This window comes from Dyella sp. BiH032 (assembly GCF_031954525.1).
GTDB lineage: Bacteria > Pseudomonadota > Gammaproteobacteria > Xanthomonadales > Rhodanobacteraceae > Dyella_D.
On record NZ_CP134867.1, the window covers coordinates 990,923 to 1,009,718 of the forward strand.

Genomic DNA, 18,796 nt, shown 5'->3' on the forward strand with positions numbered 1-18,796 from the left:
GCATCCGCGACATGCACAGGGGAAAACACATGCGGATTTGGATGGCGCTGGCAGCCATGCTGGCCTTGAGCGGATGCAGCCTGACCTTGAAGCCGGTGGAACTGGACCGGGCCAAACAAGGCCAGCTGGTCTCCGCTGGCAAGCCGATCGTGATCGAGGAAATCAAAGACGCGAGGGACTTTTCGAAGCTGCCGGACAGCAGCACCGCGCGGATCGACTCCGACTACCTCAAGCAGCTCGGCGAAGCCGGACGAGCCCGGGTCATCGCCGGCAGTCCCCATGGCCCGGTGATGCTCGTGGCGGCGCATGAGAGGACGGTGATGGACGAGACGCGCGACCTGCTTGCCGACGCGCTGAGCGAACGCGGCTACCGCGTGGTGAGCGCGGCGGATGCGCCAGCCGGTACGCCGCGTATGAGCGTGCAAGTCAAGGAGTTCTGGTGCTACATGCCGTTCAATTTCGGACGCGCGTTGACCTGGACACAGCAGATGAAGGCGTGGGTGGAAGCGGACATCACCATCACGGGCCAGGAGGGAGGCCGCACCATCCACGTGAAAGGCTATGGCGCGCATATCGTGCAGACCGGCACGGAGCGCAACATCGCACAGGCATACGACCTGGCGATGACCGATTTCAGCAAGGATCTGGGGTCGAAGCTGTTCACGTCGATGTAGTCGCGCGCCCGAACGTGCTTCGAAGAGCCCGCCATGGCGGGCTCTTCTGTTTTGCGGCAGGGCGCCGATCCGGCCGGCGTATTTCCGGTGATGCTGCGCCGCACGCTATCCTGTGGCCCGTCATTCCCGCCCTGGGTCCCGCAAGGCGCGCCGATGAGCGCTCCGGCTCTGGGTCTTGCTTCATATTTCCTTGCAAATCAATGCTTTTGGGTTGCTTATGCTGCTGATGATCGACAACTACGACAGCTTTACCTTCAACCTCGTGCAGTACCTGGGCGAGCTGGGACAGGAGGTGAAGGTGGTGCGCAATGACGCGCTGGACGTGGCCGGCATCCGCGCATTGCGGCCTTCCCACATCATGATCTCGCCCGGGCCGGGCACGCCGGACGATGCGGGCGTGTCGCTCGACGTGTTGCGCGAGCTGGCGGGCGAGGTGCCGGTGTTCGGCGTATGCCTGGGGCATCAGGCGATCGGACAGGCGTTCGGCGGCAAGGTGATCCGCGCCAAACAGATCATGCATGGCAAGACCTCGCCGGTGCGCCATCGCGGCCAGGGCGTGTTCGCCGGACTGCCGGACCCGTTCGAGGCCACGCGCTACCACTCGCTGGTGGTGGAGCAGTCCTCGCTGCCGGACTGTCTGGAAGTGACTGCCTGGACGGAAAACGCGGACGGATCGATCGACGAGATCATGGGCCTGCGGCACAAGACGCTGGCGATCGAGGGCGTGCAGTTCCATCCGGAGTCGATCCTCACCCAGCACGGGCACGATCTGTTGCGCAATTTCCTGGGCCTGCCGCTGAAGCTCGCCGCATGAACGGAGCGGGGCGGAACATCATGATCACGCCGCAGGAAGCCCTGCAGCGGACGATCGAGCATCGCGAGATCTTCCACGACGAAATGATCGAGCTGATGCGGCAGATCATGCGCGGCGAGGTGAGCCCGCTGATGACCGCGGCGATCATCACCGGCCTGCGCGTGAAGAAGGAAACCATCGGCGAGATCACCGGCGCGGCGCGCGTGATGCGCGAGCTGTCCGCCAAGGTGGAGGTGCCGGCGCATCCGCACTTCCTGGATATCGTGGGCACGGGCGGCGATGGGGCGTCGAGTTTCAATATCTCCACCGCGTCGATGTTCGTCGCCGCCGCGGCGGGCGCGCGCGTGGCCAAGCACGGCGGGCGCAGCGTGTCGTCGAAGTCCGGCAGCGCGGACGTGCTGGAGGCACTGGGCGCGTCCATCGACCTGCCGCCGGCCAAGGTGGCGCAGTGCATGGTGGAGACGGACATCGGCTTCATGTTCGCGCCGAACCATCATCCGGCGATGAAGGTCGTCGCGCCGGTGCGCAAGGAAATGGGCGTGCGCACCTTGTTCAACATCCTGGGGCCGCTCACCAATCCCGCCGGCGCGCAGAACATCCTGATGGGCGTGTTCCATCCCGACCTGGTCGGCATCCAGGTGCGCGTGCTGCAGCAGCTGGGCGCGAAGCACGCGCTGGTGGTGTGGGGCCGGGACGGCATGGACGAACTGTCGCTGGGCGCGGCGACGCTGGTGGGCGAGCTGCGCAACGGCGAGGTGCGCGAGTACGAGGTGGAGCCGGAGGACTTCGGCCTGGCCATGGCGTCCAGCCGCAACCTGCGCGTGGAGAATGCGTCGGAGTCGCGCGCCATGCTGATCGAGGCGCTGGAAGGGCGTCGCGGCGTGCCGCACGACATCGTATGTCTCAACGCAGGCGCCGCGCTGTATGCGGCGGACGTGGTCCGGGACATCGACGGGGGTATCGAGCTGGCGCGGGCCACCATTGCCAGCGGCGCGGCCCGTGCAAAAATGGACGCCTTCGTGGCGGCCACCCGCCGGCTCGCGGACGGCTAGGCCGATCGCCCTAGGCGAATCGGTGCGCGCGCGGCTCGGCGCCGGGACGTGTACTCTTGGTCTCGCCCGGCACGGTTCCCCCACGGCACGCTCCACGACCCTGCTACGCATCCCCAGGCCGACTCATGACCGACATCCTGCAACGCATCCTGACGCGCAAGACGGAAGAGATCACCGAGCGCAGCGCGAAGCTTCCGCTGGCGGAACTCAAGGCCCGCCTGGCCGACCTGCCCGAGACGCGGGCCTTCGCCGACGCCATCGAGGCCAAGATCGAGGCCGGTCTGCCGGCGGTGATCGCCGAGGTGAAGAAGGCCAGTCCCAGCAAGGGCGTGATCCGCGCGGACTTCGATCCGGCCAAGATCGCGCGCAGCTACGAGCAGGCCGGTGCGGCCTGCCTCTCGGTGCTGACCGACAAGGACTTCTTCCAGGGCAGCGAGGAGTTCCTGCGCCAGGCCCGCGACGCCTGTTTGCTGCCGGTGCTGCGCAAGGATTTCGTCATCGACCCTTATCAGGTCTATGAAGCGCGCGCGATCGGCGCGGACTGCATCCTGCTGATTGCCGCGGCGCTGGACGACGCGGCATTGCTGGAGCTTTCGCTGCTGGCCTCCGAGCTGGACCTGGACGTGCTGTGCGAAGTGCACGACGCGGAAGAACTGGAGCGCGCGCAGGCGCTGCCGGTGCGCCTGATCGGCGTGAACAACCGCAACCTGCGTACCTTCGAAACCACGCTCGACACGTCCATCGAACTGCAGGAGCTGATGGACTACGACCGCATCCTGGTCGCCGAGTCGGGCATCCATACGCCGGATGACGTCGAGCGCCTGCGCGACGCCGGTATCAATGCGTTCCTGGTCGGCGAGGCGTTCATGCGCGTCCAGGATCCGGGCGCCGAACTCAAGCGGCTGTTCGCCACCCAGTAAGAGCCTGTTCATGGCCTTCCCATACAACCCTCTGCGCCGCCGGGTCGGTTTGCGCCCAGGGCCGCGTCATCGCTCAGTCGTGTACGGACGTACACTCCTTCGCTCTTCCTTGTCCTGCGCGCAAACCGGTCCCGGCGCGGGGCATGGGAAGGTCATGAACAGGCTCTAAGGCCATGATGTTCACAGGGGAAGAAGACAAGACCTTGCCGGCGACGGCGGGCATGGAAGCCATGGCGCCGCGGGTGGTGCTGTTCGATTTCGACGGCGTGCTGTTCCAGGGCGACAGCTTCCGGCAGTTCATCAAGGAGCGCTACGCGCGCTCGCCGCTGCGCAAGCTGCTGGCGCTGACGGCTTTGCCGTGGCTGCTGCTGGTCTGGCCCATTTCCTGGCGCCTGGCCGTGCGCACGCTGGTGCACGTGAGCCTGCTGGGTGTCGGCGAGCGTCGCTACGCCGCCGAGGCGCAAGCGTTCGCCGCGGCCCTGGTGCGCCGGCCGAGGCAGTTCTACCGAGACGGCCTGCAAGCCCTGCGCCGGCACCAGGCCGCGGGCGACCGCGTGATCGTGGTGACGGGCTGCGAGCGCGCGGTGGTCCAGGGCATCCTCGACCAGCTGGGGCTTGAGGGAGTGGAGGTGCTTGCCTCGGAGTGCCGGCCAGGTCTCCTCGGCATGCGGGTGAAGTTCCACAACGTCGGCCGGCGCAAGCTGGAACGGCTGGCGGCGCACGGCGTCGCCGCGTGGCAGCTGGCCTACAGCGACTCGCTGGCCGACATCCCGATGCTCAAGAGCGCAGGCGAGGCGGTGCTGGTCAACGGCACCCCGAAGACCTGCAAGCGGCTGGAGAAAGTGCTGGGACGCAGCGTGAGCCGCGTCGAATGGTTTTGAGTCGAACGGTTGCGGGCGCGTAACCCTTCAGCTGAGCCAGCGATGCAGGAGCTGGCCGGCGCTGATCAGCACGATCAGCGTGCCCACGGCGATCATCACGGCTTTCTCCGGCAGGTGGCGCACCAGCCATGCGGCGACCGGCGCGGCGATCACGCCGCCGGCGAGCAGTCCGAGCACGATGCTCCAGTGCTGGATGCCGATGTGGAACGCCAGCGTGGCCGCCACGCAGACGGTGACCACGAACTCCGCCGCATTGACCGAGCCGATGGTGCCCCTCACGGCGCCGCCGCGGGCGATCAGCGTGCTGGTCGCCAGCGGGCCCCAGCCGCCGCCGCCGATCGAATCCAACAGGCCGGCCACGAAGCCGAGGACGCCGTTGTGGTGCACCTGGTGCCGGCTGAGCCGCTTGCCGAGGGCGCGCAGCAGCACCATCACCCCGAGGATCAGCAAGTAGATGTTGACGTACGGGCGAATGATCTCGCCCGGCACGTTCGCCAGCACCGTGGCGCCCAGGATGCCGCCGATCGCGCCGGGAATCGCCAGCTGGCGGAACAGCCGCCAGCGCACGTTGCCGAACCAGGCATGGGAGGCGGCGGACGCGCCGGTGGTCATCACTTCGGCGGTGTGGACAGTGGCGCTGGCCACGGCCGGAGGCAGGCCCATGGCCAGGAGGATGGAGCTGGACACGAGGCCGTAAGCCATGCCGAGCGCACCGTCGACCAGCTGGGCCAGCAGCCCGACCAGCGCGAAACTGAAGAATTCGCTCCAAACCATCCCGCCAGCCTGCCGCCTTCAAAACCCCACGCTAGGTCAAAAAACGTCCAGAGAGGGTGACAGCGGGGCGCGGCGGATGGTCGCGGCATTCTCAATGCGGGGGGTCTTGTGAGGCCGGGGAGGGCGCGATTATGTTAGCCCTTACGCAATTTCCTTGAGATCGACGCTCATGTATCTCTCCACGCTTGCCGAACTGGCGCTCGGCAGCCGCCTGAAGGCGCTCAGCGACCAGTTCTATGCCGCGGCCGACGAGGTGTACCGGTCCTGCGGCGCGCCCATCGAATCGCGGTGGTTTCCCGTGATGCGCTACCTGTGGGAAAGCGGCCCGGGCACGGTGGGCGAGGTGGCGGCCGCGATCGGCCAGACCCATTCGGCCGTGAGCCAGCTGGTGGACAAGTTGGAAGGGGCGGGCATGGTCCGCCGCGAACGCGATCCCCAGGATGGGCGGCGCAGCGTCCTGGCCCTCACCGACGACGCGCGCCGTGCGCTGGGTAGCCTGGGGCCGGTCTGGCAGGCCATCCGGCGTGGCGTGGGCATCTCGCTGGGCGAGGACGGGCATCGCCTGCTGGCGGCGATTGACGCGTGCGAGGAAGCGCTGAAGGCACGCCCCATCGTGCCGGCGATCCTGTCCGAACATGCGGCGCTGCGCGCGCAGCCGCTGGAAATCGTGCCTTACGAGCCAGCGTTCGCCGCCGACTTCTATCGGCTCAATGCCCAATGGCTGGAGCGGTATTTCCGATTAGAGGACATCGACCGGCAAATGCTCTCCGACCCCGAGCGCTACGTGCTCGCACCGGGCGGGGCCCTGCTGTTCGCGACGCTGGGCGGGCAGGCGATCGGCACCTGTGCGCTGTTGCAGGAATCGCCGGGCGTGTACGAACTCTCGAAGATGTCGGTGGACGAAAGCTTCCAGGGCCTGGGTGCGGGGCGGAAGCTGCTGGACGCAGCCATTGCCGAGTTCCACCGTCGCGGTGGCCGGGAGCTGTTCCTGGAGTCCAACAGCCGCCTCAGGACGGCGCTGCGCATGTACGAGCAGGCGGGCTTCGAGCTGCAGCCCGGCATCCGCGCGGGCTCGCATTACGAGCGGGCCGATGTGTACATGATCTACCGGCCGCCGGCGGAACGGCTGGCCGGCTGACGATGCCCAGAAATGCGAAGACCCGGCCGGAGCCGGGTCTTCGTCATCCGTTACCGCGGGTGTTCAGCGCGTGCCGCGGACCACGATGGTCTTGCCGGCCACGTCGATCATGCCCTGCTCCTCCAGCTGCTTGAGCACGCGGCCCACCATCTCGCGGGAGCAGCCCACGATGCGGCTGACCTCCTGGCGGGAGATGCGGATCTGGGTGCCGTCCGGATGGCTCATGGCATCCGGCTCCTGGCACAGGTCCAGCAGGGTGCGGGAGATGCGGTTGGTGACGTCCATGAAGGCCATGCGGCTGACCTGGCGGGACGTGCGCAGCAGGCGGTGGGTGAGCTGCGAGCCGATGGCGAAGAGGATCTTCGGGCATTCCTCCCGCAGCGGGCCTTCCATCAGATGAAACAGGCGCTCGTAACTGATCTCGGCCATTTCGCAGGGGGTGCGGGTGCGCACCATCGACTCGCGCTGTGCCTGTTCCACGAACAGGCCCATCTCGCCGATGAACTGGCCCCGGCTCAGGTAGGCCAGGATGAGCTCGCGGCCCTGCTCGTCCTCGGTGCAGACCGCGAGGGAGCCGTCGACGATGTAGTAAAGGGTGTTGGCCGGGTCGCCGGGGCGGATGATGGCCGTTTTGCCGGGGTAGCGCCGGCGGTGGCAGAGGGCGAGGAAGCGCTCCATGGACGCCGGGTCGGGGGCGAAGCTGGCAGGAGCCTGGGAGCGTTCAAAAGCTTGTTGGAGTTGATATTTGAGTTGCGCCACGATCAGTCCCAGCTTGGTAGGGCGGCGGCCGCCAGGCCCGTGAGGGCGGCGGCCGGACTTCGGTTCTTTCTCTAATGAGACCCCGCGGCATTATGGCAAACCAGCGGGGCCTGCCAAGGTTCAGTTTTTCCATATTTTGCCGCATACTTCACGATCTTTCGGTCACGGCGCTGTCGCCGGCCGGTCACAAGGGTCGCGGAGGCTTAGGCATTCGCGTCGTATTTTCCAGCGGGGACCCTTGTCGCTAACCCGCCTCTGCTGCTGGCCGAACCCCGGCCATGGAGAGTCGCTGTGGTGAAACCACTCCCGCGCCTGCGCCTGCAGGGCTTCAACAATTTGACCAAAGCCCTGAGCTTCAACATCTACGACATCTGCTATGCGGTGTCGGAAGAACAGCGCCAGCGCTACATCGAGTACATCGACGAACAGTACGACGCCGACCGTCTCACGCAGATCCTGACGGACGTTGCGGAGATCATCGGCGCGAACATCCTCAACATCGCCCGCCAGGACTATGACCCGCAGGGCGCGTCGGTGACCATCCTGATCTCCGAGGAGCCGGTGGTCGAGAAGCTCGGCCGCGACACCATTTCCGGTGCCGTGGTGGCGCACATGGACAAGAGCCACATCACCGTCCACACGTATCCGGAAACGCATCCGCACAACGGCATCGCGACCTTCCGCGCGGACATCGACGTGGCCACCTGCGGCGTTATTTCCCCGCTGAAGGCGCTGAACTACCTGATCGACAGCTTCGAGTCGGACATCGTGATCGCCGACTACCGCGTGCGCGGCTTCACCCGCGACGTGAAGGGCAAGAAGCACTTCATCGACCACAAGATCAACTCGGTGCAGGACTATCTGGCCAAGCACATCCGCCAGAAGTACGAGATGTTCGACGTCAACGTGTACCAGGAAAACATGTTCCACACGAAGATGCACATCAAGGACTTCGACCTCGACACGTATTTGTTCGAGGCGCATGCGGACGATCTCTCCTTCAAGGAGCGCCAGCGGATCGAGTCGCTGTTGCGCCGGGAGATCGAAGAGCTCTTCCATGGGCGCAACCTGATGTAAACAAAAAACCCGCCGAAAGGCGGGTTTTTTGTTTGGGCCGGACAGGGCGGTCAGATCCGGTAGGCCACCTTCTTCATTACCATCGAGCTGAGGTGCATCAGCCCGGGGATCGGGAAGGGCAGATCGATGCCGCCGCGGGCTTTCGCGTTGTCGGCGTGGCGCACTTCGTCTTCCTGCATCTGCGACAGCACGGCGCGCGAGCGCTGGTCCTGCGGTGGCAGGGTTTCCAGGTGTTCCTGCAGATGAGCCTCGACCTGGCGTTCGGTCTCGACCACGAAGCCGAGGCTGACCGGATCGCCCGCCAGCGCGGCGAGCGCGCCGATAGCGTAGCTGCCGGCGTACCAGAGCGGGTTCAGCAGGCTGGGGCGGCTGTCCAGCTCTTTCAGGCGGTCGGCGCACCAGGCGAGATGGTCGGTTTCCTCGGCAGCGGCGTGCAGCAGGTGCTCGCGGTTTGCATCGGTGCGTGCCAGGGCGGCCTGGCCGTCGTAGAGCGCCTGGGCGCAGACCTCGCCGGTGTGGTTGATGCGCATCAGGCCTGCGGCGTGCCGGCGTTCGGCTTCATCCATCTCGGCCTCTTCGACGCCTGCCGCGGGCGTCGGGCGCGCGGCTTCAGGATGGCCGGCGACCGTTTCGAGGGCGCGCTCCAGACCGATCAGGAGGCGATCGAGGGGGGACAAGGTGCGGACATTCATCGGGGGCCTCCGTCAGGCTTCCAGTTGCTGCGCGAGCAGGACGAGCGGGTGCTGGTGCGGCCAGCGTGCGCCGTCCTGTTCCATGCCCGCGGCAAGATGCAGCCGGCAACCGATATTGGACGACAACAGGATTTGCGGCGCCAACGTGGCGACCTGCCGCAGGGTCTCGTCGCGCAGGCGTGCCGCGCGTTCCGGGAACTCCAGCACGTGGGTGCCGGCCGCGCCGCAGCAGTGTGGCGGTTTGGCGAGCGTGGTGATCTCAAGGCCGGGAATGCGCCCGAGCAGGGCGAGAAGCGCGGCGTCGCTGCGCGTCACGTTGCTCTGCGTGCAGGGCAGGTGAACGGCGACGCGAGCCTGCAAAGAACGGAATGACAGGCGGTCCGCGCGTGGCGCAAGGAGGGTTGCGGGGTCGCTGATGCTCACGTCCGGCAAGGCGTGGCGGAGCGTGCCGACGCAGCCCGGCGTGACCGTGACCAGGTGGTTGGCCCCGGCCGTGCACCAGGCCGCGCGGACCTGCTCGGCAGCGCGGTCCGCGTCGGCGGTGGCGCCTCCGTGCAGATCCATGGCTCCGCAGCAGAAGGCCGGCAGTTCGACGACGCGGTAGCCGGCGGCGCGCAGCAAGGTCGCGGCGGCGCGTTGCGCGTCTGCGTCCTCCACGCTGGCGATGCATCCGGGAAAGATGGCCACCGTCTCCGCGGCGACGTCAGTCGTGGTTTCCGGGGTGGCTGGTGCGGAGGAGGAGGGCGGTTGCGGAGTCGCTGGCCACAAGGCCAGCGCACTGCGCATCGGGGCGGAAGCTGGCAGCAACGCCGCGAACCCGCGTTTCCAGCGTGCAAATCCGAGCCGGCCCAGGACACGGCGCCATCGCCGCCACCGCGCCGGTGCGCGGATCAGCGCGATCTCCCGCGACGGCCGCTGCGGCGATGGGCCCAGCAAGGCTCGCGTCTCGACCAGCAGCTCACCATAACGGACGTGAGCGGGACATACCTTTTCGCAGCTCAGGCAACCCAGGCAGTGATCCAGATGCTCGCGCAGTGCGGCCGAAGGCTCGGCCTGGTCCTTCGCCAACGCGGCGGCGATGGCGATGCGCCCCCGGGGCGATTCGGCTTCATTGCGGTCCAGCGCGTAAGTGGGGCAGACGGGCAGGCACAGGCCGCACTGCACGCACTGGTCGGCCAGTGCCGCGATGCGCATGGGGGGCTTTTCATCGAGCATGAACGTCATGCTATCATCGCCAGCTCGCAGCCCGCCGGTCGGTGGGCTTGCGCGATCGATGCAAGCTCCGCTATCATCTCGCGCCTTTGCACCGCCGATTATGCCAACCGCCCGAGTGGCGGCAGACTAGGTATTCCGAAATGAAAACGTTCAGCGCCAAGCCGGAAAGCGTCAAGCGCGACTGGTTCGTGATCGATGCCACGGACAAGACGCTCGGTCGTCTCTCGACCGAGATCGCCCGTCGCCTGCGCGGCAAGCACAAGCCGGAGTTCACCCCGCACGTCGATACCGGCGACTACATCGTCGTGATCAACGCCGAGAAGGTGGCTGTCACCGGTGCCAAGCTGGACGACAAGATGTACCACCGTTTCACCGGCTACGTCGGCAACCTGAAGACCACCAGTCTGAAGGACATGCTGGCCACCCATCCCGAGCGCGTCATCGAGATCGCCGTGAAGGGCATGCTGCCGAAGAACCCGCTGGGTCGCGCCATGTACCGCAAGCTCAAGGTCTACGGCGGCGCCGAGCATCCGCACACCGCACAGCAGCCGCAGGCGCTGGAAATCTAAGGAATCATCATGGCGATCCAGCAGAATTACGGCACCGGCCGCCGCAAGACCTCCGCCGCTCGCGTGTTCCTGCGCAAGGGCACCGGCGCGATCACTGTCAATGGCAAGACGCTCGACCAGTTCTTCGGTCGCGAGACCTCGCGCATGATCGTGCGCCAGCCGCTGGAGTTGATCGAGGCGACCGACAAGTTCGACGTGAACGTCACCGTTGCCGGTGGCGGCATCACAGGTCAGGCTGGTGCGATCCGCCTGGGCATCGCCCGTGCGCTGATCGAGTACGACGAAAGCCTGAAGACCCAGCTTCGCAAGGCCGGCTTCGTGACCCGCGATGCCCGTGAGGTCGAGCGTAAGAAGGTCGGTCTGCACAAGGCACGTCGCGCCACGCAGTTCTCGAAGCGCTAAAATCCGCCCGGATTTTCGCTTCAACGATACGAAGCCAGTTGGTCAGAGCATTTCGTATCGGCAAGATGTTGGGAGATCGTCTAACGGTAGGACAACGGACTCTGACTCCGTTTATCTAGGTTCGAATCCTAGTCTCCCAGCCAACCTTGAAAAGCCCCTGGAACTCCAGGGGCTTTTCTTTTGCGTATCCGTTCGCCGATAAGGATCGCGAGAGGTGTGCGCCATGGCCTCACGGCAACAGGGCCCTTTCGTGTCGAGGGGCTTTGCTTTCCTGATCGCCACGCTCTTAAGTCCAGATCAGGCCACACGTTTCGTCAGCTTGACACCCCGTCTGGGGCGTATCAGCCTCCCGCCGTCTGGATCGGGGGTGGGCCGTGGGCAGGACGAAGGCGGACAAGCCCAGCGGGAGTCCGCGTGGGGAAAAGCGCAAGGTCATTCCGTCGAAGAAATTCGACGACATCAAGGCGCCTCGCAAGTCGCTTCGAAGCGAAGGAAAAATGCCGGCCGCGGAATACCGCAAGGCCGTCGAACTTGGCTATAAGCAGCCCACGATCAACATGCATGGTGGCGTGGGCATCCCCGGCAAGCGCACGAAGGAAGCGGTGCAAAAGCTTCACAGGCTCGACTTCACGCGATTGAACGAGGAGCTGTCGCCGATTCTCGACAAATCCAAGGCCGTCCGCGAAAAGCGCGAAAGGGGCGAGAGCATCGAGACGATCCGCAAGGAAGTGAAGCTGGTGAACCGGCAAGTGGTCTACAAGGAAGGCGCCAGCGACGTGCATTCGCTGCATGTCGGCAATGACATCGCTGCCGTATCCAACGGACGCGTCAGCAAAGTCTATGACTATCCCGATCTCGCGCCCAAGCTCGACAAGCGCTTGGCGAATGCCACCAACAAGGGCAAGACCTACTGGGCCTCGGACCTCCCGCTCGACCAGCGCCGGTCCCACATTGCGCAGGGATTCCAGCATCTGGTGGGCGGAAACAATGAAGAGGCGCAGAAGTCCTTCGCACAGGCCGGCCTCACGGACAAAGGCCAGAAATGGGTCAACAAGATGGGCACGCTGATGCTTGCCGAGCGTGGCCGCGAACTGCACGGTGGCAGCGGCGCCAATCGCGTGCATGACGCCCTGGGTCATGTGGTGGGCGATGGCAAGAGCGCGTCGAAAAGCTTCAGCGACGTATTCGTCAAAGAGGCCGACAAGCTGGCGCCGTTCGCGCAACGCGGCGGCGCGAAAACGCTCAAGTAGCGTCGGTCCTGCGGCTGGACCTCGCTATGGCGCCTGGCGCTGAAATCGCCTGTTGTTTCATGTCCGCGCAGCCGATTCATATGCCGCCGATTACCGAAAGCTAACCGTGACGCCGCGCACATTCGCAGAATGGTGGCGCCGTTCGGTCGCGGCAATACGGCCTATCGCCCTTGGCTAGCTGTGAGCTGGCGCGCAGCGGCGTAGCTTGCGTGCCCGCCACCGCGCATCGGGCGCGACAAGGAGGCGAACATGGCTACGCAGAAGAGGCAGGCCCTGACCCTGGAAGGGCTGGTGGAGAAATACGGCATCGCCGCACTGGCAGCGCTGCGCAATCCGGCGCTGTGGGATGTGATCGTGCCGATGGGCGGCCCCGGCAGAAACGGCGCGCTCAGCGCTACGGCAAAGAAGCAGCTGCAGTCCGAACTGAATGCCGTTTACGGCGCGCTGCTCAATAACGCGAAAGCCGGCGATGCCGTATCGGGTGCATTCGCGGCGCACGTGGCCATGAGCAAGGCGGCGATCCACTGAAAGGGAGGCCGCGTCCCCGTGTGGACGCGGCCCACCAGCGGATTCACATCACGCGGTCGCCGATCAGCACGACATCCGCTGGACGTTGCGCGAACAGGCCCACGGTGACGACGCCGGGAATCTGGTTGAGGTCTTTTTCCAGCGCGACCGGATCGGCGATCTGCCAGCCGTGCACGTCGATCACCCAATTGCCATTGTCGGTGGTCACGCCGTCGCGCCACACAGGGTTGCCGCCACGCTTGGCGATCTCGCGACCCACGTAGCTGCGCGCCATCGGGATCACTTCGATCGGCAACGGAAACTTGCCGAGCAGTTCCACGCGCTTGCTCGAATCGATGATGCACACGAACTTGTCGCTCGCTGCCGCGATGATCTTCTCGCGGGTCAGCGCGGCGCCGCCGCCCTTGATCAGGCGCTTGTACGGATCGCACTCGTCCGCGCCATCCACGTAGAGCGACAGCGGGCCGGTCGCGTTGAGGTCGAGCACCGGAATGCCCAGGCGCTTGAGTTGTGCAGTCGACTGTTCAGAGCTGGACACGGCGCCTTGGATGCGGTCCTTCAGGTCCGCCAGCGCGTCGATGAAGAACGCCACAGTGGAGCCGGTGCCTACGCCGACGATGCTGCCGTCCTCGACGTAGCGGATGGCGGCTTCGCCCGCCAGGCGTTTTTCGTTGCTCATGATGCGATGGGTTCCGGAACGGGAGGAGAAATCATTCGAGCGAGAGGACGTGCCGCCATTCCGCGGCGCTCACCGGCATGACCGAAAGACGGTTGCCCTTGCGCACGAGCGGCATGTCGGACAGCGCAGGGTCGGCTTGCAGTTCCTTCAGCGTGATCGTGCGCTTGAGCTTCTTCGCGAACTTCACCTCCACTAGCATCCAGCGCGGATTGTCGCGCGAGCTGGCCGGATCGAAGTACTTGCTCTTGGGGTCGAACTGCGTGGGGTCCGGATAGGCTTCGGTCACCACTTCCGCAACACCGACGATTCCGGGCTCGGTGCAGTTCGAGTGGTAGAAAAACACCTTGTCGCCCTTGCGCATGCCGTCGCGCATGTAATTGCGCGCCTGGTAGTTGCGCACGCCATCCCAGGCTTCCTTGCCCTTACGCTTGAGGTCGTCGATGGAGAATGTGTCCGGCTCGGACTTCATCAGCCAGTGATTCATGCGCGCGCGTCTCCTTCGCCATCCTGGCCGGCGGCGTGGCAGTCGATCAGTTCCTGGTCGGTGGCGATGTAGTCCAGCGGCACGTCCCATGCCGCCTCGTCGATCTCCGGCAGCTCCTGAAAGGCGTAGCCGATGCCGACCAATAGGGGCTCAGTGGGACGGACCTGGTCCTTGAGGAAAGCGAAGCTGCGGTCGTAATACCCGCCGCCGTAGCCAAGGCGGTGGCCGCGGCGATCGAACGCCAGCAGGGGCAGCAGCACCAGATCGAGCTGGAAGGGCTCGAACAGTTCCGCGGGCGCCACCGGTTCCGGGATGCCGTAACGGTTGGGCTGTACGTCCTCGCCGGCCTGCCAGGGGGCAAAGCGCAGGCGCGTGCCCTCGCCGACCACCGGCAGCATGAATTGCTGGCCTCGGGTGGCCAGAGGCGGGATCGCGAGGTTCAGCGGCAGCTCGCCATTGGTCGCCCAGTAACCGGCGACGCGCAGGTCCGTGTGGTATTCGGGCAGCTGCTCGAGGCTGCGGCGCAGCCCCTGGGCGGCGGCCATGCGCTCGGGCGGGGAGAGCGTCCGGCGGCGTTCGGCCAGCCGTTGGCGTAGCTCGCGGCGCTGGGCGGTGGCGTCCACGTCGAGGCATCTCCTCAAGAGAACGCCCGCAGCGGGTGCTGCGGGCGGTTCCGCGGGCCCGGCCGATGTCGGAACAAGCTCGGCCGTAGCGGTAAAAAAGGTGGCGTCAACCGCGATGCCGCTGCCCACCAAACGACCTTGATCCACGATGGATCAGGTGGGAGGGCTACATGGCCTCAAGGCTTTCCGCACGCAGCGGACATGCACAACAGCCGATGAAAAGCCGACCCGGGGCCGTATTTAGGAACAAGGCAAATGTAAGAGTGTGCTGGCGCACACCGCAGAAAACGCCGAGGGCTATTTTAGTTGCGCGTCCAGTGCCGCTTCAAGCTTCTGTCGCATGGCGGCCAGGGAATCGCCCACGCTCTGATCCTGCCCGCTGTGTTGCTTGCGCAAGGCCAGGAACTCGTGGGTGATGCTGATGGCTGCCAGGACAGCCAGGCGGTCGAAGCCGGGCGTGCGGGCGTTGGCGCGCAGTTCCCGCATCTTGCGGTCGAGGTAGGCGGCCGATTCCAGCAAGCCCTCCCGTTCTTCCGGGGCGCAGGCGATCAGGAATTCGCGATCGATCAGCCGCAGCGCGACCGGTTCACTGGAGGTGGTCATCTGGGTGCTCAGCCGTTGTTCTCAAGTGCCTTCAGGCGCTGGATCATCGCCTCGACGCGACTGCGCGCCTGTTCGTTGCGCGCCATCAGGCCGGCACGCTCGCTGGCCAGTTGTTCCTGGCTGTGCCGCAGGCTGCGGTTTTCCTCGCTGAGCCGGCGCACCAGATCCAGCAGGCGGTCGACCTGCTCGCCCAGCGCGGCGATTTCCTGCTTGACGGGATCGTTGAACGGGGCGGGCGTGCTCATGCGCGGAACTATAGCAGGAGGCCCGGCCCTGTCAGCAGGCGTCCCCGGCGCTTTGCGGAACCGTGCATTAAACTGCGGCATTGACCCCGAAGGAGTATGCCCATGGCGCCTGCCGAGCTGATCGGTCACGAGGAACTGGACGCCGTCGCGGCGCGCCTGAAACTGGCCGTCGACGCCAGCGAACTGCATGGTTCGCTATGCGGATATCTCAGCGGCGGCGGCAGGGTCGGCAAGGACGCCCTGCTGGCGGTGCTGCAGCTGGATGGCGAGGAGGTCAACCCCTCGGCGGACGACCGGGCGCTGCTCGAGCGCCTGGTGCGCCAGAGCGAACAGGAACTGGCCGATCCCGAACTCGGCTTCGAGCCGTTGCTCCCCGCCGACGATAGGCCGCTGGAAGAGCGCGCCGAGTCGCTGGGCGATTGGTGCCGGGGCTTCCTCGGCGGCTTCGGGCTGGCCGGGCCGGAAAAGTTCGGCAAGCTCTCCGACGAGGCGCAGGAAATCCTGCGCGACCTGAACACCATCGCCGCGTCGGATTTCGAGTTCGGCGACAGCCGGGACGATGAAGATGCACTGATCGAGCTGCACGAATTCGTGCGCGTAGCCGCCATGCTGCTGCATGCCGAATGCGTGGGTGGCCGCAACAAGCCCAACAGCGAAACCGTGCATTGAGCATTCCTCCCGACGAATACGCGCGCCGTCGGCGCCAGCTGATGAAAATGGCCGGCGAGGACGCGGTGCTGCTCGTCGCCGCCGCGCCCGAGCGCATCCGTAACGCGGATGCGGCCTGGCCCTATCGCCAGGACTCGGACCTGCATTATCTCTCCGGTTTTCCCGAGCCGGACGCCGTGCTGGCGTTGTTGCCGGGCCGTCGGCATGGCGAGGTCGTGCTGTTCTGCCGCGAGCGCGACGACGAACACGAGCGCTGGCACGGCGAGTCCATCGGTACGGAACGCGCCGTTTCCGAGCACGGCATGGATGACGCGTTCCCGATCGACGATATCGACGACATCCTTCCCGGCATGATCGAGGGGCGCGCACGGGTCTATTGCCATTTCGGCCGCGAGCCAGAGTTCGATGCCCGCCTGCTCGCCTGGATGCGCCGCCTGCGCCAATTGCGCGGCGGCGGCGTGGTGCCCAAGGAATTCGTCGCGCTGGGCCACCTGTTGCACGACCTGCGCCTGTACAAGTCCAAGGCGGAATTGCGCCTGATGCGCGCCTCGGCAGCCATTGCCGCGGAAGCGCACCTGGCTGCGATGCAGATGGCGCGCGCCGGGCGATATGAATACGAAGTGGAAGCCGAACTCGTGCGGGCGATGCGCGGCCGCGGTGCCGTGCCGGCCTTTCCGCCCATCGTGGCCTCGGGCACGAATGCCTGCGTGATGCATTACCAGGCCAATCGCGCTCCGCTGCGCGACGGCGACCTGCTGCTGATCGACGCAGGCGCCGAGCTGGAATGCTACGCGTCCGACATCAGCCGCAGTTTTCCGTTGAACGGCCGCTACAGCCGCGAGCAGCGTGCGCTGTACGAAGTGGTGCTTGCCGCGCAGCTGGCGGCCATCGAGGAAGTCCGGCCCGGGCGTCCCTTCAGCGCCGCCCACGATGCGGCAGTCCGCATGATCGCCGAAGGCCTCTGCTCGCTGGGCCTGCTGACAGGCGATGCGGATGCCGCCATCGCCGACGGCAGCTACAAGCGCTTCTTTCCCGCCAAGACCGGCCACTGGCTCGGCTTGGACGTGCACGACGTGGGCGACTATCGCATTGACGGCGAGCCTCGCATCCTGGAGCCGGGCATGGTCGTGACGGTGGAGCCCGGCATCTATGTCCAGCCGGGTGAACGCTCGGTGCCTGAGCGCTGGCGTGGCATCGGCATCCGCATCGAGGACGACGTCGCCGTCACCCGCGACGGCAACGATGTGTTGACGGCTGCGGTGCCGAAGGATGCCGAGGCCATCGAGGCCATGCTCGCGCAACGCTGAGCGACGCTCGCGGACCATCTGGAAGAACGCTTTTGGCGGCTGGCCGAGCCGGCGCTGGCCCGGTTGAACGCAGCAAGTGGGGATTGGGGCGCGCGGGAATGAGGCGCCCTTCCAGGCGAGGAAAGGGCGCCTCCTGCTCCTGTCTTACGGTTCGGTCGGATGGACGTCCTTGCGTCCATGCGCCTCGTCCGTCGCGTGCACCTCGTACCACATCGCGTTGAGGATGCCGAAGGCACAGGCCAGGCCCAGGCCGAGAATCCAGCTGAAGTACCACATGGCTCAGGTCTCCTTGTTCCGCGTCGGGCGCGGTCAATAACTGCGGTGCGTGCCGCGCACGTGTTCGAGGGTCACCCGCCCGCGCATCACCTTGAACACCCAGGAGGTGTACAGCAGGATCAGCGGGAGGAACACCACCGTGGCGCCGAGCATCAGCAGCAGCGTGCTGCGACTGGACGAGGCATCCCATACGGTGAGGCTGGAGCGCGGGTCGAGGCTCGACGGCAGCAGGAAGGGAAATAGCGCGAAGCCCGCGGAGAGGATCGTGCCCGCCACCATCAGGCTGCTGCCGATGAAGCCGCCCAGGCCCTGCTTCGAGGCGCGCCACTGCACCAGCAGTGCGCCGGCGAAGGCCAGCACCGGCGCCAGCCAGAACACCGGATAGCGCATGTAGCTCGCGAACCAGCTGCTGCCGACCGCCACTTGCTTGAACAGGGGATTGGACGGCGCCCCAGGCGCCAGCTCGCTGGCGATCGCATAGCCCGGTATGCCGTAGCCCAGCCAGATGCCCGCGCCTACGTACAGCACGGCCCAGGCCAGGCAGGTCCAGCGCGCGGCGCGGGCAGCCCGCGCGGCGATCGTCTCGTCCGCCTTGAAGGCCACCCAGGTGGCGCCGTGGGTGAGCAGCATGGTCAGCGAGACCAGGCCGGCTATCAGGGCGAACGGATGCAGCAGGCCGAAGAAACTGCCTTCCCAGGACATCCGCAGGTCGCCGTCCAGCTTGAACGGCACGCCCAGGAACAGATTGCCGAAGGCCACGCCCGACAGCAGCGGCACGGCTACGCCGGAGCCGACCAGTACCCAGTCCCACGCGCCTTGCCAGCGCGTATGCTCGACCTTGCCGCGGAAGTTGAAACCCACTGGCCGCAGGATGAAAGCCAGCAGCACAAGCGCGATAGCCAGGTACATGCCCGAGAAGGAGATCGCATATAGCATCGGCCACGCCGCGAAGGACGCGCCGCCGCCCAGGATGAACCACACCTGGTTGCCTTCCCAGGTCGGTTCGACGGTTTCCAGCAATACGTGCCGTTCGTCGGAGTCGCGTCCCAGCACACGCAGCAGCGCGGCGGTACCGAAATCGTAGCCATCGGTGACGGCGAAGCCGACCAGCAGGATGCCGAGCAAGGCCCACCAGATGACGCGCAGAGTGTCGAAATCGAACATG

The 18,796-nt window shown here is 66.0% G+C and carries 24 protein-coding genes, 1 tRNA gene and 1 other RNA gene; 14 read left to right on the forward strand and 12 right to left on the reverse strand.

Translation table 11 applies throughout. From position 1 onward, the window contains the following. Positions 1–29 precede the first annotated feature (29 nt). From RKE25_RS04320 to RKE25_RS04340, 5 genes are all read left to right on the forward strand, one after another. Positions 30–674 carry a hypothetical protein gene (locus RKE25_RS04320; RefSeq protein WP_311841037.1) on the forward strand — a complete coding sequence of 215 codons (645 nt, stop codon included), beginning with the start codon at positions 30–32 and terminating at the stop codon, positions 672–674. Positions 675–891: 217 nt separating this feature from the next. Then, positions 892–1,488, forward strand: a complete 597-nt coding sequence (locus RKE25_RS04325; protein ID WP_311841038.1) for an aminodeoxychorismate/anthranilate synthase component II — start codon at positions 892–894, stop codon at positions 1,486–1,488. Between the two features lie 17 nt (positions 1,489–1,505). After that, positions 1,506–2,540, forward strand: coding sequence for an anthranilate phosphoribosyltransferase (gene trpD / locus RKE25_RS04330; RefSeq protein ID WP_311842325.1), 1,035 nt, complete (start codon positions 1,506–1,508; stop codon positions 2,538–2,540). A gap of 125 nt (positions 2,541–2,665) precedes the next feature. Continuing rightward, positions 2,666–3,460, forward strand: a complete 795-nt coding sequence (gene trpC, locus RKE25_RS04335; protein WP_311841039.1) for an indole-3-glycerol phosphate synthase TrpC — start codon at positions 2,666–2,668, stop codon at positions 3,458–3,460. Between the two features lie 176 nt (positions 3,461–3,636). Continuing rightward, entirely contained in the window at positions 3,637–4,341 is a 705-nt protein-coding gene (locus tag RKE25_RS04340) for an HAD family hydrolase (RefSeq protein ID WP_311842326.1), read from the forward strand. Positions 4,342–4,368: 27 nt separating this feature from the next. Here RKE25_RS04340 and RKE25_RS04345 read toward each other — a convergent pair whose 3' ends face one another. Continuing rightward, positions 4,369–5,115, reverse strand: coding sequence for a sulfite exporter TauE/SafE family protein (locus RKE25_RS04345; protein ID WP_311841040.1), 747 nt, complete (start codon positions 5,113–5,115; stop codon positions 4,369–4,371). A gap of 154 nt (positions 5,116–5,269) precedes the next feature. Here RKE25_RS04345 and RKE25_RS04350 point away from each other — a divergent pair, with 154 nt between their 5' ends. Continuing rightward, positions 5,270–6,253, forward strand: a complete 984-nt coding sequence (locus RKE25_RS04350) for a helix-turn-helix domain-containing GNAT family N-acetyltransferase (protein WP_311841041.1) — start codon at positions 5,270–5,272, stop codon at positions 6,251–6,253. Positions 6,254–6,316: 63 nt separating this feature from the next. Here RKE25_RS04350 and crp read toward each other — a convergent pair whose 3' ends face one another. After that, the gene (crp, locus tag RKE25_RS04355; RefSeq protein ID WP_311842327.1) at positions 6,317–7,018 is read right to left on the reverse strand and encodes a cAMP-activated global transcriptional regulator CRP; all 702 of its coding nucleotides are present in this window, start codon (positions 7,016–7,018) and stop codon (positions 6,317–6,319) included. Positions 7,019–7,303: 285 nt separating this feature from the next. On the opposite strand from crp, the gene speD reads away from it, so the two are divergent. Continuing rightward, positions 7,304–8,089, forward strand: coding sequence for an adenosylmethionine decarboxylase (speD, locus tag RKE25_RS04360; RefSeq protein ID WP_026633844.1), 786 nt, complete (start codon positions 7,304–7,306; stop codon positions 8,087–8,089). 50 nt (positions 8,090–8,139) lie between these two features. On the opposite strand, the gene coq7 is transcribed toward speD, so the two are convergent. Next, positions 8,140–8,781 carry a 2-polyprenyl-3-methyl-6-methoxy-1,4-benzoquinone monooxygenase gene (gene coq7 / locus RKE25_RS04365; RefSeq protein ID WP_311841042.1) on the reverse strand — a complete coding sequence of 214 codons (642 nt, stop codon included), beginning with the start codon at positions 8,779–8,781 and terminating at the stop codon, positions 8,140–8,142. Positions 8,782–8,793: 12 nt separating this feature from the next. Then, positions 8,794–10,005, reverse strand: a complete 1,212-nt coding sequence (locus tag RKE25_RS04370; RefSeq protein WP_311841043.1) for a (Fe-S)-binding protein — start codon at positions 10,003–10,005, stop codon at positions 8,794–8,796. A gap of 131 nt (positions 10,006–10,136) precedes the next feature. Here RKE25_RS04370 and rplM point away from each other — a divergent pair, with 131 nt between their 5' ends. From rplM to RKE25_RS04395, 5 genes are all read left to right on the forward strand, one after another. Continuing rightward, on the forward strand, positions 10,137–10,565 hold the full coding sequence (rplM, locus tag RKE25_RS04375; protein ID WP_311841044.1) for a 50S ribosomal protein L13: 429 nt from the start codon (positions 10,137–10,139) through the stop codon (positions 10,563–10,565). 9 nt (positions 10,566–10,574) lie between these two features. After that, positions 10,575–10,967 carry a 30S ribosomal protein S9 gene (rpsI, locus tag RKE25_RS04380; RefSeq protein ID WP_311841045.1) on the forward strand — a complete coding sequence of 131 codons (393 nt, stop codon included), beginning with the start codon at positions 10,575–10,577 and terminating at the stop codon, positions 10,965–10,967. 69 nt (positions 10,968–11,036) lie between these two features. Then, positions 11,037–11,110, forward strand: a tRNA-Gln gene (locus RKE25_RS04385). 231 nt (positions 11,111–11,341) lie between these two features. Continuing rightward, the gene (locus RKE25_RS04390) at positions 11,342–12,217 is read left to right on the forward strand and encodes a hypothetical protein (protein ID WP_311841046.1); all 876 of its coding nucleotides are present in this window, start codon (positions 11,342–11,344) and stop codon (positions 12,215–12,217) included. Between the two features lie 249 nt (positions 12,218–12,466). Then, positions 12,467–12,745 (forward strand): hypothetical protein, encoded by a 279-nt coding sequence (locus tag RKE25_RS04395; protein ID WP_311841047.1) that lies wholly within the window; start codon positions 12,467–12,469, stop codon positions 12,743–12,745. Positions 12,746–12,788: 43 nt separating this feature from the next. Here RKE25_RS04395 and rpiA read toward each other — a convergent pair whose 3' ends face one another. From rpiA to RKE25_RS04425, 6 genes are all read right to left on the reverse strand, one after another. Next, entirely contained in the window at positions 12,789–13,424 is a 636-nt protein-coding gene (gene rpiA, locus RKE25_RS04400) for a ribose-5-phosphate isomerase RpiA (protein WP_311841048.1), read from the reverse strand. 31 nt (positions 13,425–13,455) lie between these two features. Next, positions 13,456–13,908, reverse strand: coding sequence for an EVE domain-containing protein (locus RKE25_RS04405; protein ID WP_311841049.1), 453 nt, complete (start codon positions 13,906–13,908; stop codon positions 13,456–13,458). Continuing rightward, complete coding sequence (locus tag RKE25_RS04410; RefSeq protein ID WP_311841050.1) at positions 13,905–14,531, reverse strand: 5-formyltetrahydrofolate cyclo-ligase; 627 nt, start codon at positions 14,529–14,531, stop codon at positions 13,905–13,907. Before RKE25_RS04410 ends, RKE25_RS04405 begins: the two co-directional genes overlap by 4 nt. 103 nt (positions 14,532–14,634) lie before the next feature. Continuing rightward, positions 14,635–14,821, reverse strand: a non-coding RNA gene (ssrS, locus tag RKE25_RS04415) — 6S RNA. 7 nt (positions 14,822–14,828) lie between these two features. Beyond that, the gene (locus tag RKE25_RS04420) at positions 14,829–15,134 is read right to left on the reverse strand and encodes a cell division protein ZapA (RefSeq protein ID WP_311841051.1); all 306 of its coding nucleotides are present in this window, start codon (positions 15,132–15,134) and stop codon (positions 14,829–14,831) included. Positions 15,135–15,142: 8 nt separating this feature from the next. Continuing rightward, positions 15,143–15,379, reverse strand: coding sequence for a TIGR02449 family protein (locus RKE25_RS04425; protein WP_311841052.1), 237 nt, complete (start codon positions 15,377–15,379; stop codon positions 15,143–15,145). 102 nt (positions 15,380–15,481) lie between these two features. Here RKE25_RS04425 and RKE25_RS04430 point away from each other — a divergent pair, with 102 nt between their 5' ends. Further along, positions 15,482–16,048 (forward strand): UPF0149 family protein, encoded by a 567-nt coding sequence (locus RKE25_RS04430; protein ID WP_311841053.1) that lies wholly within the window; start codon positions 15,482–15,484, stop codon positions 16,046–16,048. After that, positions 16,003–17,355, forward strand: coding sequence for an aminopeptidase P N-terminal domain-containing protein (locus RKE25_RS04435; RefSeq protein WP_311841054.1), 1,353 nt, complete (start codon positions 16,003–16,005; stop codon positions 17,353–17,355). Before RKE25_RS04430 ends, RKE25_RS04435 begins: the two co-directional genes overlap by 46 nt. 144 nt (positions 17,356–17,499) lie before the next feature. Here RKE25_RS04435 and cydX read toward each other — a convergent pair whose 3' ends face one another. After that, positions 17,500–17,631 carry a cytochrome bd-I oxidase subunit CydX gene (gene cydX / locus RKE25_RS04440; RefSeq protein WP_311841055.1) on the reverse strand — a complete coding sequence of 44 codons (132 nt, stop codon included), beginning with the start codon at positions 17,629–17,631 and terminating at the stop codon, positions 17,500–17,502. Between the two features lie 33 nt (positions 17,632–17,664). Further along, complete coding sequence (cydB, locus tag RKE25_RS04445) at positions 17,665–18,795, reverse strand: cytochrome d ubiquinol oxidase subunit II (RefSeq protein ID WP_311841056.1); 1,131 nt, start codon at positions 18,793–18,795, stop codon at positions 17,665–17,667. Position 18,796 lies beyond the last annotated feature (1 nt).

What these genes read in the sequence shown, in the direction of transcription:
- RKE25_RS04405 (WP_311841049.1), bottom strand. Translation starts at nt 13,908, where the DNA reads ATGAATCACTGGCTGATGAAGTCCGAGCCGGACACATTCTCCATCGAC.
- cydX (WP_311841055.1), bottom strand. Translation starts at nt 17,631, where the DNA reads ATGTGGTACTTCAGCTGGATTCTCGGCCTGGGCCTGGCCTGTGCCTTC.
- cydB (WP_311841056.1), bottom strand. Translation starts at nt 18,795, where the DNA reads ATGTTCGATTTCGACACTCTGCGCGTCATCTGGTGGGCCTTGCTCGGC.
- RKE25_RS04320 (WP_311841037.1), top strand. Translation starts at nt 30, where the DNA reads ATGCGGATTTGGATGGCGCTGGCAGCCATGCTGGCCTTGAGCGGATGC.
- coq7 (WP_311841042.1), bottom strand. Translation starts at nt 8,781, where the DNA reads ATGAATGTCCGCACCTTGTCCCCCCTCGATCGCCTCCTGATCGGTCTG.
- RKE25_RS04425 (WP_311841052.1), bottom strand. Translation starts at nt 15,379, where the DNA reads ATGAGCACGCCCGCCCCGTTCAACGATCCCGTCAAGCAGGAAATCGCC.
- rplM (WP_311841044.1), top strand. Translation starts at nt 10,137, where the DNA reads ATGAAAACGTTCAGCGCCAAGCCGGAAAGCGTCAAGCGCGACTGGTTC.
- RKE25_RS04395 (WP_311841047.1), top strand. Translation starts at nt 12,467, where the DNA reads ATGGCTACGCAGAAGAGGCAGGCCCTGACCCTGGAAGGGCTGGTGGAG.
- RKE25_RS04435 (WP_311841054.1), top strand. Translation starts at nt 16,003, where the DNA reads ATGCGTGGGTGGCCGCAACAAGCCCAACAGCGAAACCGTGCATTGAGC.
- rpsI (WP_311841045.1), top strand. Translation starts at nt 10,575, where the DNA reads ATGGCGATCCAGCAGAATTACGGCACCGGCCGCCGCAAGACCTCCGCC.
- RKE25_RS04420 (WP_311841051.1), bottom strand. Translation starts at nt 15,134, where the DNA reads ATGACCACCTCCAGTGAACCGGTCGCGCTGCGGCTGATCGATCGCGAA.
- RKE25_RS04345 (WP_311841040.1), bottom strand. Translation starts at nt 5,115, where the DNA reads ATGGTTTGGAGCGAATTCTTCAGTTTCGCGCTGGTCGGGCTGCTGGCC.
- rpiA (WP_311841048.1), bottom strand. Translation starts at nt 13,424, where the DNA reads ATGAGCAACGAAAAACGCCTGGCGGGCGAAGCCGCCATCCGCTACGTC.
- RKE25_RS04430 (WP_311841053.1), top strand. Translation starts at nt 15,482, where the DNA reads ATGGCGCCTGCCGAGCTGATCGGTCACGAGGAACTGGACGCCGTCGCG.
- trpC (WP_311841039.1), top strand. Translation starts at nt 2,666, where the DNA reads ATGACCGACATCCTGCAACGCATCCTGACGCGCAAGACGGAAGAGATC.
- RKE25_RS04370 (WP_311841043.1), bottom strand. Translation starts at nt 10,005, where the DNA reads ATGACGTTCATGCTCGATGAAAAGCCCCCCATGCGCATCGCGGCACTG.
- RKE25_RS04325 (WP_311841038.1), top strand. Translation starts at nt 892, where the DNA reads ATGCTGCTGATGATCGACAACTACGACAGCTTTACCTTCAACCTCGTG.
- RKE25_RS04340 (WP_311842326.1), top strand. Translation starts at nt 3,637, where the DNA reads ATGTTCACAGGGGAAGAAGACAAGACCTTGCCGGCGACGGCGGGCATG.